Origin of the sequence: Bacillus sp. LJBV19, from assembly GCF_017797845.1 — a bacterium.
Lineage (GTDB): Bacteria > Bacillota > Bacilli > Bacillales > Bacillaceae > Bacillus > Bacillus velezensis.
Map to the genome: position 1 here is coordinate 1,301,551 of NZ_CP072563.1, position 11,511 is coordinate 1,313,061.

13 protein-coding genes and 3 riboswitches are annotated in these 11,511 nt (G+C 45.9%); of the genes, 8 read left to right on the forward strand and 5 right to left on the reverse strand.

The window, feature by feature from the left end:
• Positions 1-77: 77 nt before the first annotated feature.
• Positions 78-232: riboswitch (SAM riboswitch) on the reverse strand.
• 139 nt (positions 233-371) lie between these two features.
• Positions 372-1,331 (reverse strand): S8 family peptidase, encoded by a 960-nt coding sequence (locus J6600_RS06695; protein ID WP_014417556.1) that lies wholly within the window; start codon positions 1,329-1,331, stop codon positions 372-374.
• A 219-nt stretch (positions 1,332-1,550) separates the two neighbouring features.
• On the opposite strand from J6600_RS06695, the gene J6600_RS06700 reads away from it, so the two are divergent.
• Complete coding sequence (locus tag J6600_RS06700) at positions 1,551-2,384, forward strand: STAS domain-containing protein (protein ID WP_209388162.1); 834 nt, start codon at positions 1,551-1,553, stop codon at positions 2,382-2,384.
• Between the two features lie 45 nt (positions 2,385-2,429).
• Here J6600_RS06700 and J6600_RS06705 read toward each other — a convergent pair whose 3' ends face one another.
• Genes J6600_RS06705 through J6600_RS06715 form a run of 3 tightly spaced genes read right to left on the reverse strand, consistent with a single transcriptional unit; the run spans position 2,430 to position 5,389 of the window.
• Positions 2,430-3,191 (reverse strand): energy-coupling factor transporter transmembrane component T family protein, encoded by a 762-nt coding sequence (locus J6600_RS06705; RefSeq protein WP_053285014.1) that lies wholly within the window; start codon positions 3,189-3,191, stop codon positions 2,430-2,432.
• Positions 3,166-4,803, reverse strand: a complete 1,638-nt coding sequence (locus tag J6600_RS06710) for an ABC transporter ATP-binding protein (protein ID WP_209388163.1) — start codon at positions 4,801-4,803, stop codon at positions 3,166-3,168. The genes J6600_RS06705 and J6600_RS06710 overlap by 26 nt, the downstream gene beginning before the upstream one ends.
• Positions 4,790-5,389 (reverse strand): ECF transporter S component, encoded by a 600-nt coding sequence (locus J6600_RS06715; RefSeq protein WP_014417560.1) that lies wholly within the window; start codon positions 5,387-5,389, stop codon positions 4,790-4,792. Before J6600_RS06715 ends, J6600_RS06710 begins: the two co-directional genes overlap by 14 nt.
• A gap of 179 nt (positions 5,390-5,568) precedes the next feature.
• A riboswitch (TPP riboswitch) is annotated at positions 5,569-5,682 on the reverse strand.
• 148 nt (positions 5,683-5,830) lie between these two features.
• On the opposite strand from J6600_RS06715, the gene J6600_RS06720 reads away from it, so the two are divergent.
• From J6600_RS06720 to mgtE, 3 genes are all read left to right on the forward strand, one after another.
• Positions 5,831-7,093 (forward strand): glycoside hydrolase family 18 protein, encoded by a 1,263-nt coding sequence (locus J6600_RS06720; protein WP_095271697.1) that lies wholly within the window; start codon positions 5,831-5,833, stop codon positions 7,091-7,093.
• An 87-nt stretch (positions 7,094-7,180) separates the two neighbouring features.
• The gene (locus tag J6600_RS06725; RefSeq protein ID WP_003154740.1) at positions 7,181-7,318 is read left to right on the forward strand and encodes a transcriptional regulator SplA domain-containing protein; all 138 of its coding nucleotides are present in this window, start codon (positions 7,181-7,183) and stop codon (positions 7,316-7,318) included.
• 106 nt (positions 7,319-7,424) lie between these two features.
• Positions 7,425-7,590, forward strand: a riboswitch (M-box (ykoK) riboswitch).
• Positions 7,591-7,824: 234 nt separating this feature from the next.
• Entirely contained in the window at positions 7,825-9,180 is a 1,356-nt protein-coding gene (gene mgtE / locus J6600_RS06730) for a magnesium transporter (RefSeq protein WP_012117400.1), read from the forward strand.
• Between the two features lie 35 nt (positions 9,181-9,215).
• Here the strand turns inward: mgtE and J6600_RS06735 are convergent, their stop codons facing one another.
• Positions 9,216-9,548 carry a MerR family transcriptional regulator gene (locus J6600_RS06735; RefSeq protein ID WP_003154734.1) on the reverse strand — a complete coding sequence of 111 codons (333 nt, stop codon included), beginning with the start codon at positions 9,546-9,548 and terminating at the stop codon, positions 9,216-9,218.
• 193 nt (positions 9,549-9,741) lie between these two features.
• On the opposite strand from J6600_RS06735, the gene J6600_RS06740 reads away from it, so the two are divergent.
• The 4 genes from J6600_RS06740 (at position 9,742) to J6600_RS06755 (ending at position 11,508) form a co-directional block, all read left to right on the forward strand.
• Complete coding sequence (locus J6600_RS06740) at positions 9,742-9,897, forward strand: hypothetical protein (protein ID WP_003154733.1); 156 nt, start codon at positions 9,742-9,744, stop codon at positions 9,895-9,897.
• A gap of 88 nt (positions 9,898-9,985) precedes the next feature.
• Entirely contained in the window at positions 9,986-10,168 is a 183-nt protein-coding gene (gene fbpA / locus J6600_RS06745; protein ID WP_003154731.1) for a Fur-regulated basic protein FbpA, read from the forward strand.
• Positions 10,169-10,310: 142 nt separating this feature from the next.
• Complete coding sequence (locus tag J6600_RS06750) at positions 10,311-10,775, forward strand: MarR family winged helix-turn-helix transcriptional regulator (RefSeq protein WP_007610911.1); 465 nt, start codon at positions 10,311-10,313, stop codon at positions 10,773-10,775.
• Between the two features lie 178 nt (positions 10,776-10,953).
• Positions 10,954-11,508 carry a YkoP family protein gene (locus J6600_RS06755; protein WP_007407215.1) on the forward strand — a complete coding sequence of 185 codons (555 nt, stop codon included), beginning with the start codon at positions 10,954-10,956 and terminating at the stop codon, positions 11,506-11,508.
• Positions 11,509-11,511: the final 3 nt, after the last annotated feature.

Sequence of the window (11,511 nt, forward strand, 5' to 3'; positions counted from 1 at the left end):
TCCTCCTTTAAGTGAGATGTAACAAAAAAGCCCCTTTCTCATGAGAGAAAGAGGCTTTAACTTCAAAATGTAAGCCTCTCTCATCTCTCAGATCACGTCTGATGGAATTAGCACCGTGCCTTATGAGACAGTCGTCTCGGCGCAAAAATCACGCGCCCCATTTCACAATGGAATTACGGTCGGTTGCTGTTGGGGTCAAAAGGCCAATCCCTCGCCCAACTCTCGATAAGAGAAAGTATTTCAATTTTTTTGAAAAGTTACATCATTTGTTGGTTATCTTATCAGCTTATTCAGATCACTGTCAATAGAAAATCTCACATTTTAAAAATTGGTGATGTGACAAGCTGATCAATCATTATATGAGAAAAATATCAGAAAGACAGCAGCTGTGCCTGTTCGGCTCTTTCCATCAGCACTTCAGGCGCGTCTAAATACAGAAACCCGTTCCCGGCCAATGTTTTGGCGATGTCCAAAGGAAGGGTCCGCCGCACGAGCTGGGCGTAGACTTCAGCCTCAGAAAGCGTCCGCTGAAACGCGTCCTGTTCAAGCCCTTTTATTAAGGCAAGCGCTCCGCTCACATGCGGGGCGGCCATTGAAGTGCCCGTCAGCTTCCCGTATTTATGGTTGGGAAGGGTGGAGAGAATATTTTCTCCCGGAGCCACCAGGTCAATCTCTTTATTGGCGTTTGAAAATTCAGACGATTTACGGGCGATTGAGACTGATCCGACTGCGATCACTTCGTTGTAAGCGGCCGGATACGACAGTTCCTCTGTACGCTCGTCTCCGTCGCCTTCGTTTCCTGCCGCGCAAACGACCAGAACACCGCTTTTTACCGCATTTGCGACGGCTTCTTTCAATTCAGGCACATCGCTTGGCCCGCCGAGTGACATGGAAATGATATCGGCCTTTTGTTCAACGGCGTAGTTGATGCCGTTAATGATCCATTCGTATTTGCCGCTGCCGTTTTGACCGCCGAGAACTTTAACAATTAAGAGGCTTGCTTCCGGCGCGACACCCGAAATTCCGCCGTTTGAATCATTGGCGGCAATCGTTCCGGAAACGTGTGTCCCGTGTCCGTTATAATCGGAAATCGCGTCTTCTTTGCCTCCGTCATCATCGGTGAAGTTTTTCCCGCCGACAATCCGGTCTTTCAAATCAGGATGATTGATGTCGCAGCCTGTGTCAAGCACCGCGATTTTAATATCCTTGCCTTTAAACCCTTTTGCCCACAACTCTGGCGCCTTAATCACTTTAATCCCCTCCGGAAGCTCGTTCACATCCATGATCTGTTCGTCCGTGACATAAGGAATCAAATGCATTTCACCATTCATAAAAAAGCCCTCCTTTTTTATGCTTGCGAGTGGATACAAGGGTGTTGCTACTATTTTATGGCAGAGCATGCCGGCCGGAAAGAGTCATTTGAAGCATTTTCATAAAAAAGGCGTAATCTATTGCACTAAAAAATTTCAAATAAATGGATAGTTTAACAGCTTTTATTTTCATTCATGACCCGCTGACGCTATAATTGGAAATGGGAAAGGAGAAGAGATATGAAGATAAATGAAGCATTATACGACTATTTTACAGAACAAGCGGATCAAATTGCGAAAGAGTGGATCGAAACGATGGAAGATTCGGACCCGAATTCGATTTATTCTTTGACAAACCCCGTCATCACAGAAGAACTGACGGAGCAGGATAAAGAATTTTACCGGCATATTAATAAAATGTATATCATGCCGGAAAAAGAATTTTTAGAAGAGTTCGAGCAGTGGGTGATTGAGCTCGCGAAAGACCAGAAGCATCTGGATACACCCGTCCAGTATGTGGTCCGTGAATTCATGAGAAACCGGAGACTATACATCACTTATTATGATGCGTTTGCCGATAAACATGAATCTTCGTTTGCACAGGGAGAAAGGAAGAAATGGGAGAATTTAATTGTACAAGTATTTGATTTTACGATTTACACGTTTGTCGATCATGCCGAGCATAACTCGAAAATGCAGCTGAACGCGCAAAGAGAAATGATTTTGGAGTTAAGCTCGCCGGTTATCACGCTGAGCAAACGGACGGCGCTGCTGCCGCTTGTCGGCGATATTGACACGGAGCGCGCCAAATTCATTCTTGAAAATACGCTGAGCACATGTGCAAAACGGCTGATTGAACATCTGTTTATTGACCTGTCGGGTGTAGTGGTTGTCGATACGATGGTGGCGCATCAGATTTTTAAATTAATTGAGGCGCTGAACCTGATCGGCGTCACGTCCACTTTATCCGGAATCAGGCCGGAAATGGCTCAAACCGCCGTACAGCTCGGCATTAATTTCTCAGATATTACGATCAAGTCCAATCTCGCTCAGGCTCTCAATTATCATCAATAACATACATAACAAAACAGGCTGCCGAATCACTCCGGCGGCCTGTTTTTATACAAACAACAATGAAATGAGCCAGCTTGCGCCGAATAACAGAAGCACGAGCAGGAAAAAGCACCAGTCGGCGCGGCGCACGGTAACAGTTCTGTAAAACGTGCGGTTTCGGCTCCCCGTAAAGCCTTTAGATTCCATCGCGATCGCCGTGCGTTCCGCCTTTCTGATTGCGCCTGCCAATAGTGGAATGGTGAAGCGCCTGACGGCGGAGAGCTTTCCTTTCAGCCCGGAATCAGACGCCGCGCCCCTGATTCTGTGCGCCTGCCGGATGATCAGGATTTCATCTTTCAGAAGAGGGAGAAACCGGAACCCCGCGATAACGCCGTATGCAAGCTTGGGCGGCAGCTTACACTGCTGAATCAGACTGAGCATGAACAGAATCGGATCGGTTGTGAAAAGAAACATCATCGACAAAGCGGAAAAACATAAAATACGAAACGCGATAGAAATCCCGAGCGCCGCGTTATCACTGTTGACGGCAATTGGCCCGAGCTTAAACAGCAGATTGCTTCCGGTTGTCGGGACGTTTCCGAATACGGCGGCTGTCCATAAAGAACCGAAGGCCAGAATGACAAACGGAATCGTGAACAGCAGCCATTTTTTCAGCGGCACACGCCCCGCCGAGAGGACGCCTCCCGCAATGATGATATAAAACAAAGCAGGGGTGTACGGATTATAAATAAACGACAGCATAATGACGCATAACAATACAGCCGCCGCCTTTATTGACGGGTTAACAGCCTCCAGCCGCAAGTTCATTTCTCCGCCTCCTGTCGTGTTTCATCCATTCATACCGCAGCGGCAAAGCCAAATGCGCTTGCTCGGCGATCCCGGTGTTATCAGAAAATAAAGCGTCGGGAGTTCCCCGGAATACCAGTTTCGTGCCGCAGAGCACAAGGATCGTGTCGGCATAATCTGAGACGAGTTCCATATCGTGTGTCACCATCAAAACAGCCGTTCCTTCCTTTTGAATCTCACGGAGCATTTGCATACACTCCCGCGCCGTTTTGGCATCCTGTCCGAAAGTCGGTTCATCAAGCATCAAAACGTTCACATTGTGCATAAGCATTGTCGCGACGCTGAGCCGGCGTTTTTGTCCTTGGCTTAAAGAAAACGGATGCTGTGAGGCATGGCGTCTCAGGCCGAATCGGGTTAACAGCTGAAGAGCTTTCTCCTTTGCGGCTCTGCTGCTTTCAAAACCGAACATCAGCTCTTGAATGACGGAATCTGTGACAAATTGGTGTTCAGGATTTTGGAAAACATATCCGATCAGCCGCCGCAGCTCTTTTTCAGAATAGGAATCAATCGGTCTGCCGTCTATTTTGATGTCTCCGCTCAGCGGACGGATGAGCTTGGCCGCGGCAGAAAGGAGCGTGGATTTTCCTGTTCCGTTAGGGCCGGCAATCGCGGTGATTGAACCTTTTTTTACGGAAAAGCTCACATCCTGAAAAATGACGTCTGCTCCTCTTGAGAATGACAGCTCGTGAACGCTCAGCGCGTCTTCTGCCGAAAGCGCGGCGGGCCGGGGTTCGGGCAGAGATGGTACAGGTTCGTGAAACAGCTTTTCTTTACACAATGTAAAAGGAATGCTGACGTGCTCCTGCAATGAGATCACACGCGGAATCGGAATGCCGAGCTGCATCAGCTCTTCAATCTTTGTTTCAAAGATAACGTCCGTCTCTCCGTCCATCACCTTCTGACCCATTTCGTCAAGGACAATCGTCCTGTCCATCCACGGCGCCCAATGATCAAGCTGATGTTCGATAACGAGAAGGCCGAAGCCTTTTTTTGCTTGAAGATCTTTGATCAGCCACACTAATTCACGTGCGGAATATGGATCAAGCTGTGCCGTCGGTTCGTCCAAAATAATGAGTTCCGGTTCCATCGCAATGATACAGGCAAGCGCCACTTTTTGTTTTGAACCGCCTGACAGCGAAGCGATCGTTCGCGTTTTCAAATGAGTGATCTCTAATTTTTCTAAAACGTCATTGATGATTGCGTCCATATCTTCTTTTGTATATTGCAAATTTTCCAAGCCGAAGGCGATTTCATCTTCAACCGTCAGCATGCAAAACTGCTGGTCCGGATCTTGAAACACGACGCCGATGGATCTGGCGGCGGGTTCTGTCAGGTGTGAAAGAGGTGTTCCGTATAAAGAAACGGTGCCCGATTGAACCCCATCGCATGCTTCCGGGTACAGACCGTTTAAACAAAGAGCGAGCGAGCTTTTGCCGCATCCGCTCGGCCCGAGCAATAAAGCCCGCTCTCCTTTGCGGAGCTGAAAGGACACGTTTTGAAGAATCGGCTTTTCATCCTGATCATAAGAAAAGGTAAGACAGCCGGCCGATAGAAGGGGCTCAGATGCCTGCATCTTGGTTCACCTGTTTCTTTTTCTTCTTGAATTGTTTTCCGAGCGCCATGCCGTTCAGCACCCCTGTGTAAGCCAGCGCATCACTGATTGCTTTGCCGAGAAGGCCGGCAAGAAGCGCACCTGAGATCAGACGGACAAGAAGCATGACGGCTAATAAACCCGGATTCAAAACAGAGTATCCGGAAACGAACAAGTCATAAATGAAGCTCGTCACAGAAGACCCCATACCGGATAAAAGAAGCACGGGCAGGGTATAAATCCGCCAGCGTGTCGCAAAAAAGACCGCTTCCGCACCGATTCCCTGTGCGATCCCGATCAGAATCACCATCGGTCCTGACGGATTTCCGAGTAAGCACTCCACAAACGCGGCGATGATTTCAGAAACAAGAGCCGCTCCCGGTTTTTGAATAATGTACGCGGCAATTACCGAGACGATAAACCAGATACCGTAAATCGGTTCGTAGCTCATCCGGCCGAAAAACCCTGCCGCTATATTGCTTGCATGAGTTGATACTAAATAAATGACAGCAAATACTACACTGATGACGGACATGACGACAATTTCTCTCATTTTCCAATTTTTCATTGTGATCTCCTGCTTTCTTATCGGATAGTCGTATGTATGAAAGAGATGATTTTACAGGCGGTTTATATTCAGTTTCATATTGTGGTGTCCTCCCCCGTTTTTTAATGAAAAATAAAAAACTGCATATCCGAGGGAATATGCAGCAGCAGAACGAAAACGCATGGGGAAAAACCCTGCGCTCCGGTCAATCTGCACTTCCCCACGCTGGTATTATCCAGATCGGGTTATAAGGGATCAAAACACGCCTGCCGCATGTTTTATCTCAGCCGATAACAGCACCCCTAGTGCGTTTCCTATACAGTTTTTTATGATGACATCATCATAGTTGATCATGTCTGTTTTGTAAACAGCCTTTCTCCAAACAGTGTTTGGAATCGGACCGGATGATCATTCATAAAGATAAGAAGAGCCCTTTTGATCAAAAGGAAACGGAGGACATCTATGTTTGTTCATACAGTGCAGTCTGGCGACTCGTTATTTTCCATCAGCAGAAAGTACGGATACCCTGTTGACAGCATCAGAAGCGTCAATGGGCTTGAGGAAACGAATATCGTTCCGGGGCAGGCGCTTTTAATCCCTCTTAATGAATATACGGTTCAGCCGAATGATACGTATGCCGTTATCGCAGGTAAGGCTTATGTGACGCAGATGCAGCTGATGCAGGCAAACCCGGATATTCCGCCGAACCGGCTGCGGGCGGGTATGAAAGTGAAGATCCCTGATATCTCTAACTATCTTGCGGGAACCCTGCAATTTTATGTCATTCGGACGCCTGAAGCGGATAGAGAGTTAATTAATGATTTTGCGCCGTATTCTTCGGCGATTTCTTTGTTTGAATATCATTTTGGCCCGAACGGAGATATCATTAACGATTTAAACGACAGAACCGCAATAGAAACCACATGGCAGAACAGAGTGCGCCCGCTTGCCGTCATTACGAATCTGACAGAAGGGGGATTCAGTCCGGAATTAGCCCATCAAGTGCTGCAAAATCCGACGGCACGAACGAATCTCGTCAACAATATCGTCTCCTTAACCGTAAGAAAGGGATACGGCGGTGTAAATATCGATTTTGAACGGGTCAGAGAAGCTGACAGGGACCTCTTCACAGGATTTCTCCGGCAGTTAAAAACCCGGCTTTCAGAGCATCAGCTCGCGTTAACAATATCGGTTCCGGCAAAAACAAGTGATGCAGTGCCGTGGCTGAGGGGATATGATTACGGCGGAATCGGAGCCGTCGTCGATTATATATTCATTATGGCGTACGACTGGCACCACGCCGGCAGTGAGCCGGGACCCGTGGCGCCTTTGACAGAGGTCAGGCAAACGATCAATTTTGCCATCAGCAGGGTGCCGAGAAGAAAAGTGATTCTCGGTGTTCCGCTGTACGGGTATGATTGGGTGATTCCGTACCGTCCGGGAACGATCGGATCCGCCATCTCCAATCAGCGCGCCATGGAAACGGCCATGAAGCATCAATCAGTGATTCGTTATTCCCAGCAGGAGCGTTCCCCTTACTTCCGGTATACTGATGAAAATGGAAGAACGCATGAAGTGTGGTTTGAGGATGTGCGGAGCATGAGTGAAAAAATGGTTCTCGTTCGGGAGTTCGGACTGCAGGCGATCGGCGCGTGGCAATTAACGCTCGGTTTCAAACCGGGCCCGTGGCTGCTTAGGAACTTTTTCACGATCCGAAAAATATAGCTGCATGTCCCGCTCCGCAAGTGATTTTTTTCCTATGATAACGGGTCTTCTTTTGGACAATCTAAAATTGAACAGGAGGTCTGTCATATGAAGAAAAGGGAAGAGCAGTATATCAACGAGGCTGAGTATGTACCGCATCCGACAAAAGAAGGGGAGTACGCGCTCATGCTGCATGAATCCTATCATTTCCTTTCAGAAGAGGATGAAAGCGATTTGCCGGAATAAGGGCTTTATGCCTTTATTCCGTTTATTTTATAGGCATGTGCTGAAATCACAAATTTAAGGTTGACACATTCCTTTTTTTTCTGTAATCTCAGTGTGTCAATTCAAATAAGAACTTCGTTAGGTGAGGCTCCTGTATGGAGATACGCTGCTGCCCAAAAATGTCCAAAGACGCCAATGGGTCAACAGGAATCATCGACATAAGGTGATTCTTAACGCAGCTGGATGGCTGTCCTATGCCATACAGTGCTAAAGCTCTACGATTGGAGGCCCCGCACGTTTATTTGCCGTGCTTGTTTTCGCCTTCATATCGGAAGGTTTTTTTTATGCCTCAAAACGTACACGACTGAGCATGATAAGGAGGTGCGGAGTATGGATTCTCCCCATTCGAGTATGTCAGAAGAAGTACCCATATACAGCCAGATAACCAGTGACGACATGATGAGGAGACAAACCGCCGCACTTCCCTTGACGGACGGCGCGTCTCCGTAAAGGAGGTACGAGTCCCGATGGTCCAAAACATGACCTATGACGAACTCATATTACGCATTATCATTTTATTGCGGGACGGAAAAATAAAAGAATTCCGAAACATGATAGATGAGCTTCAGCCCTATGACATGGCATTTTTGTTTAAAGAAATGCCGGAAAAGCACCGGGCCCGCTATCTGTCATATATGACGGTTGATGACATCACCGACATGATCGGAGAGCTTGAGCGGGAATTTCAGCTTGCCGTTTTGCATAAAGTCGGTAAAACGAAAGCCACTCTCGCAATGAATAAAATGGATAACGACGATCTCGCCGCATTGCTGGAAGAGATGGATGAAGAACTGAAAGAACAGCTTTTATCCAGCATGGAAGCTGAGGAATCAAAGGCCGTACAGCTTTTGATGAACTATCCGCAAGAATCGGCGGGCCGGATGATGACGAACCGCTTCGTCTGGATTCCGCAGCATTATACAGTAAAAGATGCGGTCGTGAAGCTGAAAAGCTTTGCAGAAATCGCAGAATCAATAAATTATTTGTACGTGATTAATGACAGCAAGCAGCTTGTCGGAGTGCTCTCTTACAGAGATTTAATTCTTGGCGAGCCTGAGGATAAAGTGCAGGATCTCATGTTTACGCGTGTCATCTCGGCCGGGGTGCTCCAAGATCAGGAAGAAGTCGCCCGGCTGATCCAGCGGTATGACTTTTTAGCCATTCCGATCGTGGAAGAAAATCATGTGCTTGTCGGTATTGTCACTGTCGATGATATTATTGACGTCGTGATTAAAGAAGCCGATGAAGATTACGAAAAATTCGCAGCCTCCGGTAAGGCGATTACATTTGATACGAAAGCGTACGTTGCGGCGTACCGCCGTTTGCCGTGGCTCATTCTGCTTTTGTTTATCGGATTGATTTCCGGAAGCATTCTGAATTATTTTGAAGATACATTGCAAAAAGTAGTCGCCCTCGCATTTTTCATGCCGATGATTGCGGGAACGACGGGTAATACAGGCACACAGTCACTCGCCGTCGTCATCAGAGGACTGGCTAAAGAAGAAATGAATAAAAAAACCATCTTTAAACTGATTTTCCGTGAATTAAGAACCGGTATCTATATCGGCATCGTCTGTGCGATCGCGATTACGATTGTCGCAACCGTCTGGCAGAAAGACTTAACGCTCGGTTTTGTCGTCGGTTCATCGCTGCTTGCAACGTTGATTATCGGTACGATGGCCGGAACGATTGTCCCTATTATTCTTCATAAACTGAACATTGACCCGGCGATTGCATCAGGACCGCTGATTACGACGCTGAACGATATTTTGTCCTTATTAATTTATTTCGGCATTGCAACTGCATTTCTTCATGCTTTATAAAAAAAGTCCGTCTCACAGGAGGCGGACTTTTTTGATCAGCGGTTTTTATACTTAAAATGAGCATTAAGCTGTCCTTCCAGCATTTTTTTGCGGAGCTGCGGGTCGTTTTTGAGAGCCTGTTCTTTTTTTCGCATGTCTTTTAAAATCTCAGCCGTCTGCACGCCGTCTTCCCGCTTGTTGGCAATATCCATCAGCCGCTCAACGTCCGCGAAGGAATACTTTCTCGTTCCCCGTGATGAACGCTGCGGGTAGATTAATTTCCGTTCTTCATAGTATCTGATCTGTCTGACTGACAATCCGGTTAATTCGCTTACAATGCCGATCGAGATTACTTTTTTATCTTTGTAAGATTGTTCGTCTGTCGTCATTTTTCCACCCCTGGATGTCTTTTACTCATATTATATAAGAAAAAAAGAGAAAAAACCTGACGCTTGTCAGGTTTTCTGACGCGGAATAGAAAATTTTAGAAAAAAAGCGGCAGAAAAATTGACAAGGTTAATGCATGGTCCTTTGCCCCGTTTTATGCTTACTGTACAGACACAATGAGGAGGAAGGATAGGAATGGAGAAAGAAAAAGCGGTTTCGCTGGCAAAAGAAATCATTGAATTAGATATGAAACGCGATGAAATGCTGGAGGCGTTCATGCAGCTTGCCGGGGAACATGCTTTTCCGCTGCTCAGAGCCGTCCAGAACGGACTTTACCGAAAAACATCATAATCCACAGAAGATTTACAATGGCTTTATACGTCTTTGATATAAAAGCGTTATTCTGATCATAGAATAACGGAAAACAAAGGAGGCCGCCATGAGTCGTTTGCTTCAAAATGCATTGGACAAAGAGAGAAACCATTATTCCAAAAAGCTTCTTCAGATCGGAGTCTATACGAAAGAAATACTCAATTCCATGACAATTACGGAGCTGAGAAAGGAATACGCGTATTTTTTTCGGAACATTCCCTATAAAGAACGGAACCCTTATACAAATTAAATGATGTATAAGGGTATTTTTTTATATAAAAAAGAAGGAATTCTGAAAAACGGCACGAATAGAATATAAAACAAAGAACGACTCTTATGAATTGTAAGGGTTTACATTATTTTTTTATAAAAATCTTAAATACGGGGTAGATATGATGAGATTATCATTTAACGAAGAAGAAGTGATGCGTTCGATGAATTTGTACAAAGTTTTTGCAAGGGCTTTCAAGAGTGTGTCTGAACACAGCATCCGCGACAGTAAAGAACACGGTTTTAATCCGACTGAATTTGCCGTTTTGGAGCTGCTCTATACGAGAGGACCGCAAAAGCTTCAGCAAATCGGGTCGCGTCTTTTGCTTGTCAGCGGGAATGTCACCTATGTCATCGACAAGCTTGAAAGAAACGGGTTTTTGGTCAGAGAACAAGACCCGAAGGACAAACGGTCTGTTTACGCCCATTTAACTGATAAAGGAAACGAGTATTTGGATAAAATTTATCCGATTCATTCATTGAGAATTGCGAGAGCGTTTTCAGGACTTATGCCTGAAGAACAGGAACAGCTGATAGCCTTACTGAAAAAAGCGGGAATTCACAGCCAGCATTTGCTTTTCCGTTAAAAGAAAGCGGATACAAACACTCTTCTTCACGAAGAGTGTTTTTTTCTGTTCCGGACAGTAGAGCCTGAAGCGGTTTTTGCATAAGCTGATACAGGTCGGCATCATTATTTACCAATCATAATGTGACATGCCCCATGCCAAAATATGAGGGTGCTTTGAATATAAAGAAGGTGAACATGTGAGAAGCTGTCTGCTGTCTATATGGTACTTACTTGATCCGCTTTATTTCTTCTTTACCCGGCTGACGCTGATTGATAAACGGCAATCGAATGTATTCCGCGTCCGTTTGACAAGATATAAAGGAAAAGAAGTCATCCTGAGCGACGGAACCAGAATTAAAAAAAACGACGTGTTAGTTAAGATTCATCTTCATAATGTCAAACTCCTGAAAGAGCTGCAGCCTATTGAAAGCGCGGTCAGAAGGGGGATTATGCTATATCAGAAGGTATATCAATCCATGCCTCATTTAGCGGATTATATTAACCAGCATAAACGGAAAGACGAGATTAAGGGAGTCGTCGGCATTACAATGCTTCATAAAGGAGCGGCGAGACTCGGTTTTGATGTGATAAAACCGTCCAGCGGCTGCTACAGGCTGTTTAAGAAAGCGGCCCATATTCCGATTTTATACTTTACTGCAAAACAGCTCACCCTCAAAAACATTCCTTACTCCTGCTATTTATTTATTTCCAAAGAAAAATTGATGTGCACGTATCAGACTGAAAAGAGCTGACAA